Consider the following 15,440-nt stretch of genomic DNA (forward strand, 5'->3'; position numbering starts at 1 on the left):
ACTTAATCGTTTTCGGAGGCAAAAATGCTAAGAATGTTTTATAAATTATTATTTATTTATTTTAATAAACGAATAAATAATATTTATGGACAGGAATAAATTATGAGTGTGGCAAGAGGCTTATCATCATCGCTCAGCTGCCATTACTGCGTTCGAGCGCTTCTTTGATTCGGGCATTCCACCGCAGTTGAGCTTCACGGTTTCTTGAAAAATTGGTTTCCCAGTCGTAGCGGTCTTGCAGGGCTTCCAGTTCTTTAAGAGTTTCTTGGTAGATATCACGCACCTCTTGTTTTACATTCTCAGAAAAGGTGGTGTTGCGCAGCCGCCCCCTCATTTTACGTGCAAATAACTCTGAAATATCAAAGTGTAATTGCTCGTGTCCCAAAATAAAGGTATCGCAAACCGCTGGTTTGTACCACGATTCTTCGGGGTAGAAATAGGCGTTCACCTCAAAATCAAGCTCGACTTCGTGGTGCAAGAGATTGGCCGAATATTTGTAACTGATGCCACTGGCAGTTGTAGCGGCTGGCACGGCATCGGGGGGTACCTTCCCCCTAAAATCTGACCATTTCAATTTCTGGCCCTGTTGCCATGGTATGGTCTCGATTATTTCTTGGGAATAACCCAGGCTTCCCATTATTGTAAACCATACGAGTATGCAGGCTATTTTTCCCACCGAAACTTGATTACCTTTTCAATATCGGGATGCAAACTATAGTGTACGGGGCACGTATTGGCCGTACGCTCCAAAATCTTTCGGTTTTTCTCAGAAACATCGGCGGGCAGTTCTATCGAGACCTCAATCTTGGAAATTCTTCTTGGGTCTGAAGCCATGTGCTTGGTTACTTCTGCAGTGGCCCCTTTTATGTCTACGCCCAGATCGCGGGCCTTGATGCCCATCACGGTCAGCATACAACTGGCCAGCCCCGTGGCAACAGTATCGGTTGGCGAAAAAGCCTGGCCAAGCCCGTTGTTATCGATTGGCGCATCGGTATTGAACGTATCGCCAGAGCGCAGGTGCTCACAGGTGGTTCTCAGCTCGCCATGATATGTTACTTTAGAGGTCATTCTGGCTTAATTTCCTTGATGTACAAATCCTCATATCGCAAAAGATAGGTTCCTTGGTTATAAAAACCAGAAGACCGATCCTCGATATAGTTGAAGCGGTTGCCGCAATATTCCGTAAGGCCGGTAATCCTAGAGGTCTCGTACAGATTCTTCTTATGTGCCAATTTCAAGAGTAGGTCGAACGACAGGTCAAACCCGCGTATGGCATACCGGTCGGGCAAAAAACCTAATTTATTATAATAGGCCTTGGTAAAACCGTTGTTTCCGGTATCCTTATACGCGGAAGGGAAGGTAAAACTAAGGTTTGAGAGATGTGAGCTTGAGATAACATCATTCTCAAAGGCTGCATTATAATTGGTGGTAAACATCTTAACGACAATCTTGTCGCCCTCTTCGGTCCCTTGGTTCGAGGCGTTCAAAATGGAGGTGACCCCAGCGGCAAAATTCGGTTCTTTCGTCTCAACAAAGACCCAGTTCTCTTCGGTTTCTGAAAGCATTGCCTGAAAGTCAACCAAATGCAATGAACCGTCTTCGCTCATTTTTGCCACCCGTGCGGAGGGGAATACGGCCAAAATAGAATCTTTCGCTGCTTGGCCATATTGGTCGGCGATAATGATGATATTTTCATTTTTTCGTTTCTTGGCTACATAGTCAAGTATGCGTTTTCGCAACAATTCATCACTCGGTATCGAGAAAAAAACATTGTTCAGGCTCAGTTCATTCTTTGCGGCATAGGGCGCTACCACGGGCACCCCATACTGTGAGGCCTGCACCGCCACTTCTCCCAATAAGTCGGGCCCTACAGGACCTACGATGGCATCGACCTCGTGCAAAGGTTCTTGGTGTAATAGTTTTTTTACGGTTTGAAGGTTTAATTCTGTATCTAGAAATTCCACATCGACCGAAACCCCAAGTTTCTTGATCGAGTCAAGTGCCACCAATGCACCGGTATAAAGGCCCATCGCGTATTTTAAATCATTCCGGGACTTAATCTGGGCTTCGGTCTTTTCTCGATTCTCGAAATTGATTCGATCTAATCTAAAAGGCAGTAAATACAGCATTTTTAGCCGTAAGGTCACATCTATGCTGTCGATCAGGTTTACCTTATCCAGAACCAAAGAATTTTTAACTTCAAGCTCATCGGACTTGGTCTTTGGCAATTTCAGAACCATGCCTGCCTTCAAACCGTTTTCCAGTTCAGGGTTCAGGTCAAAAAGGGAGTCTCTAGAAATCTTGAGGTTTCGGGTAAGGCTGAAAACAGTCTGTTTGGGCTTTACTTCATAAAAAATGTAGTTGTCGGTATTGACCTGTTCATGTTTGGGTTTTCGTTTCGGAAGTCGCAATACCATGCCTTCTTTCAGGCCATTCTGCTCAACGATCTCTGGATTTAACTTTATGATGGAATCTGTTGAAATATCATATTCTTGACTGACCCTGAAAAGCCCGATCGATTTAGGAACGGTATACGATTCGAACAGTTCTACCTCTTGCTCCCCTAAGCTATCCCCTTTGGGTCGGGGCAGCTTGAGTTCTTGTCCAACGGCCAGATAACTTGTATTTTTTGGCAGATCAGGGTTTAGAACCTCAAGGCTATCGACCGTGATGCCGTATTTGTGTGCGATGCTCCAACGGGTTTCCTTAGGTTGCACCTTGTAAATCTCAAAATCGAGCTTGGCTTCCTCTTCTTGTGGCTCAGGATATTGCGGCACCTGCAGTACCATGCCCTTTTTCAACGGCTCTGAGTAGAGTTCTTTGTTATATTTCTTTAGCTGTTCTTCTGTGATCTGGTACCGTTGGGTTATGCTAAAGATGGTCTCTTTTCGGCGAACGCGATGGCGGGTAAAGCCGGTAGGCTCTATTTGCGCCGGCCCTTCTTGCTGTTCAACATTGGGGTCTGTGGGTCGCGGCGTGCCTTCCAACGGAATCACCAACAACATGTTTGCCTTTACATCTTGTGCACTTTTGACCTCTTTGTTGAGCCTTAAAATGGTATAGGGCGTTACGCGATATTGCTTCGCTATGCTTTGTAGGGTCTCCCCCTCTTTGACCTGGTGTGTGGTATAGCGTTGCTGGGCTGTGGCCTTGCAAGCGGCCATCAACACCACGATCAACAGCAAAAATGTTCTAAAAATCAATTTTTTCATTCCCATTCAATAGTCGCTGGCGGTTTTGAACTAATGTCATACACTACTCTATTAACGCCTTTGACCCTATTTATTATTTCATTGGACGTTTTTTGCAAGAATTCGTACGGTAAATTTACCCAATCTGCCGTCATTCCGTCGGTACTTTCCACCGCACGCAGTGCCACGCACTTTTCATAGGTGCGTTCATCGCCCATAACGCCTACACTCTGTACCGGCAAGAGCATGGCGCCTGCTTGCCAAACCTTATCGTAGAGGCCCCATTTTTTGAGTCCTTCGATGAAAATGGCGTCCACTTCTTGTAATATAGACACTTTTTCGGCGGTAATGTCACCCAAAATACGAATTCCCAATCCGGGACCGGGAAATGGATGCCGCCCTAAAATGGCTTCGGGCATGCCGATACTGCGCCCCACCCTGCGCACCTCATCTTTGAACAATAAATGCAGTGGTTCTACCACTTTCAATTTCATAAAATCGGGCAGTCCCCCGACATTGTGATGGCTCTTTATGGTCGCCGAGGGCCCTCCACTGGCCGATACCGATTCAATACGGTCGGGGTAAATGGTACCTTGCGCCAACCATTTTGCATTCTCTACCTGGTGTGCCTCATCATCGAACACCTCTATGAACACCCGGCCGATGATCTTGCGTTTTTTCTCGGGATCCGCCTCCCCCTTTAAGGCATCCAAAAAACGTGCCGAAGCATCAACACCCTTTACATTGAGGCCCATACCCTTGTACTGCTCGAGTACATCGTGGAATTCGTTCTTGCGCAACAGGCCATTGTTCACGAATATGCAGTGCAATTGGCTGCCAATGGCACGGTGCAACAGCATGGCGGCTACACTTGAATCGACACCGCCCGAAAGGCCCAATATGACCTTATCGCTTCCAATTTTTTGCTTCAGCTCGGCCACACTGGTCTCTACAAAGGCATCGGGGGTCCAATCTTGCTTCAATCCGGCGATCTTGACCAGAAAGTTTTCGAGTAGTTTCTTGCCCTCTGTGGTATGGTACACCTCAGGGTGAAACTGGATCCCGTAAGTGGTTTCCCCCTTCAATTTAAAGGCAGCGTTTTCAACATCTTCGGTACTCGCCAGGCGCACGGCCCCTTTGGGTAGTTCTTTGATGGTATCGCTATGGCTCATCCATACTTGGCTTCCTTCCGGGATACCGGAAAGAAAACCATCATCCGATTTGATGCCCGCCAAGTGGGCCCGGCCATACTCACGGGTGGCAGAAGGCGCCACATTGCCTCCATGAAAGTGAGCCAAATATTGTGCCCCATAGCAGATGCCCAGCAACGGTTTTTTTCCTTTTATCTGCGACAGGTCGGGATGCGGGGCATCCTCTGCCCTCACCGAAAAGGGTGAGCCAGAAAGAATTACCGCCTGAAAGGCAGACAGATCTTCCGGCAGTTTGTTATAGGGTTTTATCTCAGAATATATGTTCAGTTCGCGTACACGCCTTGCGATCAGCTGGGTGTACTGCGAACCAAAATCGAGGATCAGTACTTGGTTTTGCATGGGCAAAAATAGCAATTTGCTTGGGTTGCCGAAACATCTTTTTGGGTATATTTATCGTACATACAATAAACCACTTTATGAAGCACCTCACGGCCATTATTTTTAGTCTTGCCATTGTCATCGCGGCCTTTTTTCTGGGCAGTGCGTACGTTAAAAGGGCCAATCCGCCGCAAGTTATCTCGGTCACCGGGCTCGGCAATGAAAACTTTACTTCTGACCTGATTGTTTGGGAAGGAAGATTTTCATCATTCAGCCCCGTACTCACATCGGCCTTCGACCGTTTGAACGAACAAAAGGAAATTGTTCGTGAATACCTTATTTCAAAGGGTATCGACGAGAAGAACATTATCTTCAACTCGGTACAGACCATTGAACAACGGGACTACAGGTACGAAAACGGCAACTATGTGGGAAGTACCTTTAGAGGATACGAGCTATCGCAATCGGTACAAATCGAATCGACCGATGTTTCAAAGATAGAACAGGTGGCGCGTGAGATAACGGAGCTATTGAACAAAGGGGTGCAATTTAATTCTTCTCCTCCCAGGTATTACTACACCAAGTTGGCCGATTTAAAAATAGAAATGATCTCAAAAGCCACCGAAGATGCCCGTATTCGGGCAGAGAAAATAGCCGAAAATGCCGGTGGAAAACTGGGCGACCTTATTTCGGCACGAATGGGCGTATTTCAAATTACGGGGCAAAACTCTGGTGAAGACTATAGTTGGGGCGGTGCTTACAACACCTCATCAAAGAATAAGACGGCCTCTATAACCATGCGGTTGGAATATAAAGTGGAGTAGCTTTTTTCTGACCGAATTTTATCTTTTCTTTGCCAGCTCAAACCAATCGAACAATGATCAAGGGATTCATCTTTGATTTAGACGGCGTCATTACCGATAGCGCCGAACAACATTACCTGGCCTGGAAACGTCTTTCCGATGAAATGGGCTGGCAATTTGACCGTAAGATCAACGAACGGCTCAGGGGTATTTCTCGAATGGCCTCCTTAAAGATCATCACAGACCATAATAATATACAGGCCGATGAGGACACCATGCAGCAATGGGCGACCCAAAAAAACGACTATTATGTTGCTGCCTTGGATGATGTGGGCCCCGATGACTTTTTGCCCGGTGCCAAAGAACTGCTGACCCACATCAAGCGCGAAGGGTTCAAAGTGGCCTTGGGCAGCTCAAGTAAGAATGCCAATAAGGTGCTGCAGCAGCTAAAAGCCACGCATTTTTTCGATGCTGTGGCCGACGGACATAGCGTAAAAAACAGTAAACCGGCCCCCGACATTTTTTTACACGCCGCAAAAGCCTTGGAGGTCAAACCCAACCAATGCTTGGTTTTTGAAGATGCCAAAAGCGGCATCGATGCGGCAAAGGCAGGTGGTTTTTACACGGTGGGCATTGGCCCCAACGAACGCGTTGGGCACGCCGATGTACGATTTGATTCTATGAAAGAGGCCACCCTGTTTGAGGTCAAGTCACATTTTAAGGAACTGTTCAGCTAATCGTTTCTTTTTAAATGATCGGTTTTATGTATATTTTCAATACATAAAACCGAACCATGTCGAAACTTTGCCTGTCCTTTATCTGTCTGTTCCTATTTATTGGCATGCCGCTTCAAGGACAACAGAATTTAGATAGTTTACTAACTGCCTACAAACATCTTCCAGATAATGTCGAAAAAGTACAGATAGCCAATGCCATATTTGTTGCAACTAGAAAATTAAGGCCAGAGATTGCCCTTGAATACCTTCACAAGGGCTTACTACTTTCCAAAAAAATCAATTCTTTGGACAATGAGGCCACTGCCTATAAAAACCTTGGGCTATACCATAAAAAATACTATAATCCAGATTCTGTTCCATATTATTTTGAAAAGGCGCACAACCTTTTTAATAAATTAAACGACAGAAAACAACTATTCGCCACCCTTCACGAATGGACAAGGTTCGAAAATTTGGAAGGAAACTTTTCCAAGGCGATCGATCTTTCAGATAACTCTATTGCGCTGGCGAAACAAATGTCAAATGGAGAATTGTTAAGCGATGCCTTTATGAGGAGGGCGACTATCTATTTGGACAAGGCGGAGTACAAGAAGGCAATCGAAGAACTTTTGACATCATTAAGGATTTTGGACACGTTAAAACAAAAGAATCCTATAAGGGAGGCCATAGCAACCGTGGGCATTGGTCGCGCTGAAATACTGCTTGAAAACTACGAATCTTCTTTAAAGCCACTACAAACAGGATTGAAGATTTTTAAGGATAACAATCATGACAGATGGCAGGCAATTACCTATATGGAGCTTGGTTCAGCTTTTTATCATTTGAAGGAATACGACCAATCCCTAGAAAACTATAATAAGAGCTTGGAAATAAGTGAGAGAAACAATTGGTTGGATTTTGTTGCCGCCAATAAGGGGAATATAGGCGCTGTTTATATGGAGGGAAGAGACTATCAGAAAGCTTTGGAATATTTTTTAGAGGCTAACAAGATTTCTGCAAAAAGGGGATCTATCAACAATCAAATAATAGGTTTCAACGATATTGCATCTGCCTACTATTATTTAAAAGAATACCCGAAAGCACTAGGTTACTATACAAATGCCATCTCTTTGGCAGATTCTATAGGCTCAATTGATAATTTGGCAGATGCTTTAAAAGAAAGAGGTGACACCTATGAAAAATTGGGACTTGCAGCAAATGCGCTACACGATTTTAAAAGATTTCAAAGTCTTAGAGACTCAATCTTCAACGCAACAAAAGCCAAACAGATAGAAGAGCTCAAAACCAAATATGAAACCGAAAAAAAGGAGCAGCAGATTGCCCTACAAAAAAATGAGATAGCCCTGTTGGAACAAGAGGCCAGAATCAACAATTTGCAGCGAATGTTGTTGGCTGGTGGTTTGGGCCTGACCCTTTTGTTCTTTGGTGTCGGCTATTATGGCATTAGGCAAAAAATGAAGCGTGACAAACTCGAAAAAGAAAAGGTCGATGCCGAATTGGCCTTTAAAAAGAAACAGCTTACCACCCACGCCTTGCACTTGGCCAAAAAAAATGAATTACTGGAAAGCTTGAAACAAAAAGCAAAAGAGCTAAAAGAAAAGGAAACTTCCAAAAACGGATATCAGCAATTGATTAGAACCATCAACTTTAATCTTCAAGACGATAATAATTGGGAAAATTTCTCGAGATATTTCGAAGAAGTTCACAAAGACTTCAACAGCAATGTGAAAAAGAAATACCCTGAAGTGACCCCAAATGAGCTACGTCTTTTGGCACTTTTAAAGATGAACCTATCCTCAAAAGAGATTGCCAATATTCTCAATATTTCTCAGGAAGGCATTAAAAAAGCGCGTTACCGCCTTCGAAAAAAATTGGATATCACCACCGAAGACTCTCTGCAAGATTTGGTGTTGAGCCTTTAAAAATAAAGACCTCCAGAGTGTCCGCTCTTTGTCCTCGAACTATTTTTTGGGTGTCCACCTCTTGTCCACCCTCATTTTTTTATTCCTTAAAATCAACACTTTAGGTTTGTGCTGTCATTGATTTGGCAAAATCAGTTTTGTGGTCTTGCTCGGCTAAGGGCTGCAGACCGTTACCGGGCAGGTCGCACAAAACAAAAAGTTTAACCACAAAACAAGAAGTGATGAAAACAACCAGTAAATTATCAAAGAAGATTATAATCGTGACGCTATCGATGCTGGTACTTGCCTGCAGCAAAAATGGAGATTCCATGGAAGATGATGGCACCAACCCACCCCCGGTTGGCGAGACCTTGGCTGAAATAGTGGCCAGTGGCGATGCATTTGAAAATTTTCCGCCAAACACCACGGCAACAGAAATAGATGGTACAGAGGAAACCAAAATTGAGGATTACGACAGAAAAGAAAGTGCCGATGGGGATACCATTGAACAACGCTGGGTATGTACAGAAAAGGAAATCGATATTACCGGGGGCACACATAGTTTTCCCTTATACAACACCAATGCTTCGGTAATTTGGCCCGGCAATCTACTACAGGGTAAAACTCTCGATAATGCCACCCCTTCAGATATTGTAGTAAAAAGAGCCGGAGGAAAAATCACCTATAATCTGGTCACAGGAAATCCACAGGCCACAGTAGAAGTGGATGTAATCGATCAGGGTACGGTGCAGCAAGCCATGAACGATGTTATTGCCCAAAATGGTGACATCACTCCGGCCAACTTCACCTTGGACGTTGTGGCCATAAATTCCAAGGAGCAGCTTGCACTTGAAATGGGCTTAAAAGTCTCAACTTTGGCCTCTAAGGTCAGTGGTAGTTTTTCATTGAATACAAGTTCTGAGGTAAGTAGCGTTCTGGTGAAATTGACACAGGCATATTATACCATGAGTTATGTTAAGCCTACGAGCCTAGATGAAGTTTTTGACCCTGAGGTGACCCCCGAACAACTGGCAAGATTTATCCAACCTGATAACCCGGCCACCTTTATTTCATCGGTTACCTATGGAAGAATATTTTATATGCTTTATGAATCGACCGCATCTGCCGAAGACATGGAAGCAGCCCTCAAAGCGTCGTATAGCGCGGTTGCTGGAAAGGTGAGTGGCAACGTTAATATCGAATCATTGCGCGAGTACAACAACTTATCGGTAAAGGTGATTGCCTATGGCGGTGATACCGAAGGAACCTTAAATGCAGTCGGTGCCACGTTTGGTGGTGATGATGCCGTCGATAACCTTAAAGACATAGTCAATCGCTTGGCAGAGTCAAGTGATATTGCAGGAGGTCTGCCTTTGTCGTATGTGGTCAACAGTCTAGAAGACCCAAGTCAAGTGGTAAGCACCAATTTAGCAACCAGATATACCGTAAAGAGTTGTGAACTAAGGGGAGTTTTGCCTCCACAAACCTACAAATCACTAGTAGATCTCTATGCTGATGATGAAGATGGCGGTGGTATAGGTGCCATGGTTCAGGTCTCAAAAAGCAATATTTTGGTGTTCAATAAAATGGGCGACAAATACGCCTGGTATAACGGTGCTACTGGATCGGTAAAGGGTATTTTTGGGATTAAAGATGAAAATTCACCTTTAGGAGTAGTACCCTTTGACAGAATTGGTTCAGCCACCCAATTATCCGATACAAGAATTTACTTTTTTGACGACACTGGCTTAAGTGCGTTAAGGTTTAGCTACGACAAAGGGGATCCAGCGTTAGGAACTAGCGGTGATGCACCTACCATGCCCATTGGCACCTTTATAGATACAAAAGAGTCACCATTTGAAGTGATAACAGGATTTGGAGACAATGGAAATTTTCCGTTTGTGAATAGTGGCTTTGAAGCAGGTGTACGGGTAGGCTCAGTAACCATGGCCTTTTTCGGCAAACCTGGCGATGAATATGCACTCTACAACACCTCTAATGGCTCATGGCAAAGTCCGTTGGATTCAGAAACATGGTTTAACAACCAACCAAATGCAAGCGGAACATTGTTTGAAAGAGTGGGGGCAGCTGCATTCATAGAGTTTTCTGACAGCACTGGCAGGTGGTTAATGGTCAATGAAGAAGGCGATGAAGTCATGGAATACCAGAGCACACCAGTAAGAACTTTTGACGGCCCTTGGGTAATCAATTAAGTTGAATTTGAGTTAGTTTAAAAAGCGAAAGTCCGGGAACCACCCCGGACTTTCTGTTTGCAATAAAATCAAAACCAACCTAAACACATGAATTAACTAACTCAATTTAAAAAGGTCGTTAAAACCTTTTTCATAGCAATTTGTACTTATAACAACCCAAAAACAAAATACCCTACCTCATTTTTAATTTTTATTTTTAATATGTGAAAAACTAGGGGATATGGCCAACTCATTTTTCAGCGAACTGCGCACCGAACTCATGCACGGGGCCACCCAAAAAGGGCATCCGTTTCGGTATTTCACCTTGGGCACGGTGGGTCTTGACAAGGTGCCGCGGTTGCGCACCATTGTATTACGGGCGGTCGACGAAGAATTGACCTTGACATTTTATACCGATGCCCGCTCAAAAAAACTCATCCACCTTAAAGAGAACAATCGCGCAAGTGCCTTGTTTTACCATAATGAAAAACTGATGCAGCTACGGGTCGAGGGGACCGCCCATATGGAAACTGATGCAGAAAAAGTAAAAGCACTCTGGACAACGGTGACCCCAAACGCCAGAAAAGACTACACCACACAGGGGGCGCCCGGCAGTTCTTTAAAGACACCTGATTCTTTAGAGTACCTGAAAGACCAAAACCACTTTTGTGTGGTACATTTCAGGCCCGCAAAAATCGAATACCTGAGACTACAGCACCCCAACCATATTCGGGTACAGTTTTCAAAGAATGACCAAGGGTGGGAAAGTGAGTTTTTGGTGCCTTGATCATGGGTATGGCCTGCCAACTTACAGTTTGATTACCAGAAACTCCTGCTTTAAAGGGTCCAAAGCGTCGAACAAGTGATGTTTCAGCTGTTGCCCGTACTCTAAATATAGTTCAGAAAAGTTCAATTGCCGCTCTTGCAACGATTGGTTCGGAAAAAGTTGGTTCTGTAAATCGGTCAGCCGAACGACATGGTCTTTCAATTTTCTTTTCTGGGCCTTTAAAAGCCGTTTTTCAAGTTTGTCCAACCCCTTTTTCTGTTTGGCCTCTTGTGCCTTTACCGCCCCCAAAAACGATTTATCGGTCTGTTCGGCCAACCGGTATAGCTGTTCAAACTGCTCTTCCAACACTTTCTTTTGGGGTGAAAAATCAATGTCGATATTGGAAATCTGCCTAATTTTTTTGTTGATGAGCTGATTCTGCCTTAAAAACAGGTCTTGGATGCTTAGATTAAGCTTTTTTACCTTATCTGCTTGCTTCCGGCTTATGACAAGGGCCGAATTGCGCAGCAACAACATCGGAAAGACAACGCCCACCGCTTCAAAATAGCTTTTGAGTTCAAGCCAATAGGCCAACTCGCCTCCCCCACCGATATAACAGAGATTGGGCAACACCACTTCTTGATATAGGGGCCTTGCGATCACATTGGGCGAAAAGCGCTCTGGGTGGGCCTCCAACTCTTTCTCCAGTTCAGCAGCTGAAAATTCAAAATCGGTATCGTTTACAAAATAGCTTCCGTTCTTTTCAACAATGCGTTCACGCAGCCCGTCGGTCAAATAGAAATAATTGATTTCCCTTGGGTTGACCTGAATGGTATAGTCCGCTGACGTGCCTGTAAGTGCTTCTATTGTCTCGCCCACTTTTTGGTGCGGAAGCTTTTCAAAAACATCCTTTTTGACATAGGGTATCAGCAAGCGCTTTAAATCGGCATCATCGCCATCGACCGCTACAAGGCCTTCGTCACCAAAAAGGGCATTGGCCAAAAAACGTGTGGCCCCGGCCAGCGTGCTGTGCTGCAAATAGGCTTTTTCAAATAACAGCCTTAGTTCATTTGCATGGGGCGTACTGCCCAAAACAGCCGAAAAAACCTCAAACACTTCATGCAACCCCTCGTTTGGTAGTCGGCCAACTGCCCCTTTTGCATCGAAGTTCCATTGTATTTTTTTGCCGTTGAAGTTGAAGTAATTGATTTCATCAAAATCGTGGTCTTCAGTGGCCATCCAATAAATCGGCACAAAATTGTATTTCGGATATGACTCTTTGAGTCGCTTCGTCAAATTGATCGTTGAAACAATCTTGTACAAAAAATAAAGGGGCCCCGTAAACAAGTTCAACTGGTGGCCCGTGACCACGGTAAAAGTATTTTCGTGCTTTAACGAGTCGATGGCCGCCGCTGTGGCCTCTGACATGGAAACGGCACCATACTGTCGTTTTAGGCTTTGTACGAGTACCGTACGATTTTCTTGGGGAAAAGAGATCTGCTTTTCCGTTATCTGTGCGCCAAAGTTTTCGAGGTGGGGAAATCTGCCGTAGAACGGTTGCAATTCCTTTTTTTCATCCAAATAGTCGCATATCAGCGAAGAAAAATATCCGGTTTCACGAAAAGGCAGACAGTCAACTTCCATAGAAACGTTAAAAACGGCCCTAAAGATACATTACATCTTCGAGCGTAATCCTAAAAAATCGTTAATTGCCCAAATACAAAGCGGTGTACATCGAAAAACAAGGCGCAATAACCAATTTATTGCTAGATTTGATTTCAAACAAACCAAAATTTATGAACCGATTTTTATTCTCCCTCCTAATCATTTTTCCCTTTGTGGTAATAGGCCAACAGTTGAAGTCGCCCTCTGCTTTTTTGGGCTATGAACTGGGCACCCAATTTTCGCGCCATCACGAAGTGGTCGATTATTTTAAGCATGTGGCCCAAGCGGCCCCAAACAGGGTAAAATTGGTTCAATATGGTATGACCAACGAACGCAGGCCCTTGATCTTGGCCTACGTATCCTCGGCTGAAAACATTGCCAACCTAGAGAGCATTCGGCAAGAGCATTTGAAGTCTACCACGGGAGAGGGCAACCAAACCAAGGCCATCGTATGGTTGAGCTATAATGTACATGGCAACGAAAGTGTCAGCACTGAGGCATCGATGAAGACGATCTACGAACTGTTGACAAATAAAAGCGATTATCTAGAGAACACCGTGGTCATCATGGACCCCTGTATCAATCCTGATGGTCGCGACCGTTACAGCAACTGGTACAACCAATACAAGAACACCCCTCACCAGGTCGACCCCAATAGCAAAGAACACCACGAAGGCTGGTGGAGCGGACGTAGCAACCATTATATGTTCGATTTGAACCGTGATTGGGCATGGTTGACACAGGTCGAGAGCCAACAGCGGCTTAAGGTCTACAACCAATGGCTACCCCATGTACACGTAGATTTTCACGAGCAAGGGGTCGACAGTCCGTATTATTTTGCCCCGGCGGCAGAACCCTACCATGAAGTGATTACCAGTTTTCAACGCACGTTTCAAGAGACCATCGGCAAAAACCATGCAAAGTATTTTGATGCCAATGGCTGGTTTTACTTTACCAAAGAGGTCTTTGATCTGTTCTACCCAAGCTATGGCGACACCTACCCCATGTACAATGGGGCCATTGGCATGACCTATGAACAGGGCGGTAGTGGCAGGGCCGGTTTGGGCATCATAACCAGTATTGGCGATACGCTGACCTTGAAAGACCGAATTGCCCACCACTTTACCACAGGCCTTTCAACCATTGAGGTGGCCGTAAACAATGCCGACAAACTCAATGAAGAATTCAAAAAATTCTACAAAAATCGAAACTTCAAATACAAAAGCTATGTGCTGAACGGCAATGAAGACCACATTGCCGCTTTGGAAAACCTACTCGAAAAACACGGAATTTCGTACGGAAGGGCCAATACGGGCACTGTCAAAGGCTTTAGATATAAAACAGGCACTTCAGGAAGCCTAAAAACCTCAGACAACTCTTTGGTGGTATCGACCAATCAGCCCAAGGGCACCTTGGTAAAAGTACTTTTCGAGCCCGATGCGAAATTGAGCGATTCGCTTACGTATGACATCACAGCCTGGTCATTGCCCTACGCCTATGGCCTTGATGCCGTGGCATCGACCGCCATGGTGCCAGCTGCCGATGTGGGCAGTGTCAAGTCAGGGCCAGCGGTCGCAAAAGATGCCTATGCCTATATCACGGATTGGAACAGTTTGGAAGATGCCCGTTTCTTGGCCGATTTGCTCAAAAAGGGAATCCGGGTGAGAACATCGCACCATCCCTTTACCATCGAAGGAACATCATTTGAAAGGGGAAGTCTGATCATTACCAAGGGCGACAACCCTGAAGAAAAAAAGTGGTCGACGTTGCTTGAAATTCTTAAGAACTATCCCCATAAAACGATTACCGCCACCAATACGGGATTTGTAGATGCCGGCAAAGATTTTGGCTCGGGCTACGTTCAAATGATCAAACCGCCAAAAATTGCCGTATTGGCAGGGGAGCCCACCTCTACCCTACGGTTTGGTGAAGTCTGGCATTTCTTTGAGCAGCAGTTGCACTATCCGTTAACGGTTATTGATGCCGAGTATTTTGACCGGGTAGACCTAGATAAATACGATGTCTTGGTACTGCCAGATGGTTATGGCTACAGCAGTTTTCTGAATGAAAAGCGTTTGAAAAATGTGAAGTCGTGGGTGGCCAATGGTGGAAGATTGGTCGCCATGGGGGGCTCTATTCGCTCACTTGATGGTGAGAACGGCTTTGGCATCGAGAGACGAAAAGCAGAAAATGACACCACCGCCACCGACCCCGAGCCCCATGGCAACATACAGCGAGAACGTATGAAAGATGCCATTACTGGAGCCATCTTCAAGGTTAAGGTAGACAATACCCACCCCCTGGGCTATGGCTACGGCCCCGAATATTACACCCTAAAATTGGGCAATGCGGCTTACGACTACCTTAAAAATGGCACGGTGGCCTATCTGCAAAACAAAACGGCACCGGTTGCTGGCTTTGCCGGTAGTGAGGCCCAAAAGAAAATTGAAAGAACCCTGATCTTTGGAAGCGAATACCATGGTAACGGACAAGTAGTTTATATGGTCGACAATCCACTTTTTAGGGGGTTTTGGGAGAATGGCAAATTGTTTTTCGCCAATGCTCTTTTTATGGTCGATTGAACCTATGGCAATCCCCAGTGCGCTGCCCCAACAAACTAAATCGGGTGCATCTCCCTATAGAAAGAGACACACTA

11 protein-coding genes are annotated in these 15,440 nt (G+C 45.0%); 6 read left to right on the forward strand and 5 right to left on the reverse strand.

Annotated elements, in window-relative coordinates; genetic code table 11:
- Positions 1–133: 133 nt before the first annotated feature.
- Genes VC82_RS11905 through guaA form a run of 4 tightly spaced genes read right to left on the reverse strand, consistent with a single transcriptional unit; the run spans position 134 to position 4,741 of the window.
- Positions 134–676, reverse strand: a complete 543-nt coding sequence (locus VC82_RS11905; protein ID WP_045802567.1) for a DUF922 domain-containing protein — start codon at positions 674–676, stop codon at positions 134–136.
- A complete protein-coding gene (locus VC82_RS11910; protein WP_045802568.1) occupies positions 664–1,068 on the reverse strand; it encodes an OsmC family protein in 405 nt (134 codons plus the stop codon). The genes VC82_RS11905 and VC82_RS11910 overlap by 13 nt, the downstream gene beginning before the upstream one ends.
- Complete coding sequence (locus VC82_RS11915) at positions 1,065–3,212, reverse strand: amino acid ABC transporter substrate-binding protein (protein WP_157518073.1); 2,148 nt, start codon at positions 3,210–3,212, stop codon at positions 1,065–1,067. Before VC82_RS11915 ends, VC82_RS11910 begins: the two co-directional genes overlap by 4 nt.
- Entirely contained in the window at positions 3,209–4,741 is a 1,533-nt protein-coding gene (guaA, locus tag VC82_RS11920; protein WP_045802570.1) for a glutamine-hydrolyzing GMP synthase, read from the reverse strand. Before guaA ends, VC82_RS11915 begins: the two co-directional genes overlap by 4 nt.
- 77 nt (positions 4,742–4,818) lie before the next feature.
- On the opposite strand from guaA, the gene VC82_RS11925 reads away from it, so the two are divergent.
- From VC82_RS11925 to VC82_RS11950, 5 genes are all read left to right on the forward strand, one after another.
- Positions 4,819–5,544, forward strand: coding sequence for an SIMPL domain-containing protein (locus VC82_RS11925; protein ID WP_045802571.1), 726 nt, complete (start codon positions 4,819–4,821; stop codon positions 5,542–5,544).
- A gap of 53 nt (positions 5,545–5,597) precedes the next feature.
- Entirely contained in the window at positions 5,598–6,260 is a 663-nt protein-coding gene (gene pgmB, locus VC82_RS11930; protein WP_045802572.1) for a beta-phosphoglucomutase, read from the forward strand.
- A 56-nt stretch (positions 6,261–6,316) separates the two neighbouring features.
- The gene (locus VC82_RS11935) at positions 6,317–8,182 is read left to right on the forward strand and encodes a tetratricopeptide repeat protein (protein ID WP_157518076.1); all 1,866 of its coding nucleotides are present in this window, start codon (positions 6,317–6,319) and stop codon (positions 8,180–8,182) included.
- Positions 8,183–8,403: 221 nt separating this feature from the next.
- On the forward strand, positions 8,404–10,374 hold the full coding sequence (locus VC82_RS11945) for a thiol-activated cytolysin family protein (protein WP_084598223.1): 1,971 nt from the start codon (positions 8,404–8,406) through the stop codon (positions 10,372–10,374).
- Between the two features lie 220 nt (positions 10,375–10,594).
- Positions 10,595–11,140: a pyridoxamine 5'-phosphate oxidase family protein gene (locus tag VC82_RS11950; RefSeq protein WP_045802576.1), complete on the forward strand. Its 546-nt coding sequence runs from the start codon at positions 10,595–10,597 to the stop codon at positions 11,138–11,140.
- A 21-nt stretch (positions 11,141–11,161) separates the two neighbouring features.
- On the opposite strand, the gene bshC is transcribed toward VC82_RS11950, so the two are convergent.
- Complete coding sequence (bshC, locus tag VC82_RS11955; RefSeq protein ID WP_045802577.1) at positions 11,162–12,763, reverse strand: bacillithiol biosynthesis cysteine-adding enzyme BshC; 1,602 nt, start codon at positions 12,761–12,763, stop codon at positions 11,162–11,164.
- Between the two features lie 152 nt (positions 12,764–12,915).
- Between bshC and VC82_RS11960 the strand changes: the two genes are divergently transcribed.
- Entirely contained in the window at positions 12,916–15,366 is a 2,451-nt protein-coding gene (locus VC82_RS11960) for a M14 family metallopeptidase (RefSeq protein WP_045803424.1), read from the forward strand.
- The last annotated feature ends 74 nt before the right edge of the window (positions 15,367–15,440 follow it).

It is taken from the genome of Flagellimonas lutaonensis, assembly GCF_000963865.1.
GTDB lineage: Bacteria > Bacteroidota > Bacteroidia > Flavobacteriales > Flavobacteriaceae > Flagellimonas_A > Flagellimonas_A lutaonensis.

What these genes read in the sequence shown, in the direction of transcription:
- VC82_RS11910 (WP_045802568.1), bottom strand. Translation starts at nt 1,068, where the DNA reads ATGACCTCTAAAGTAACATATCATGGCGAGCTGAGAACCACCTGTGAG.
- VC82_RS11915 (WP_157518073.1), bottom strand. Translation starts at nt 3,212, where the DNA reads ATGAAAAAATTGATTTTTAGAACATTTTTGCTGTTGATCGTGGTGTTG.
- VC82_RS11945 (WP_084598223.1), top strand. Translation starts at nt 8,404, where the DNA reads ATGAAAACAACCAGTAAATTATCAAAGAAGATTATAATCGTGACGCTA.
- pgmB (WP_045802572.1), top strand. Translation starts at nt 5,598, where the DNA reads ATGATCAAGGGATTCATCTTTGATTTAGACGGCGTCATTACCGATAGC.
- bshC (WP_045802577.1), bottom strand. Translation starts at nt 12,763, where the DNA reads ATGGAAGTTGACTGTCTGCCTTTTCGTGAAACCGGATATTTTTCTTCG.
- VC82_RS11935 (WP_157518076.1), top strand. Translation starts at nt 6,317, where the DNA reads ATGTCGAAACTTTGCCTGTCCTTTATCTGTCTGTTCCTATTTATTGGC.
- VC82_RS11960 (WP_045803424.1), top strand. Translation starts at nt 12,916, where the DNA reads ATGAACCGATTTTTATTCTCCCTCCTAATCATTTTTCCCTTTGTGGTA.
- guaA (WP_045802570.1), bottom strand. Translation starts at nt 4,741, where the DNA reads ATGCAAAACCAAGTACTGATCCTCGATTTTGGTTCGCAGTACACCCAG.
- VC82_RS11950 (WP_045802576.1), top strand. Translation starts at nt 10,595, where the DNA reads ATGGCCAACTCATTTTTCAGCGAACTGCGCACCGAACTCATGCACGGG.
- VC82_RS11925 (WP_045802571.1), top strand. Translation starts at nt 4,819, where the DNA reads ATGAAGCACCTCACGGCCATTATTTTTAGTCTTGCCATTGTCATCGCG.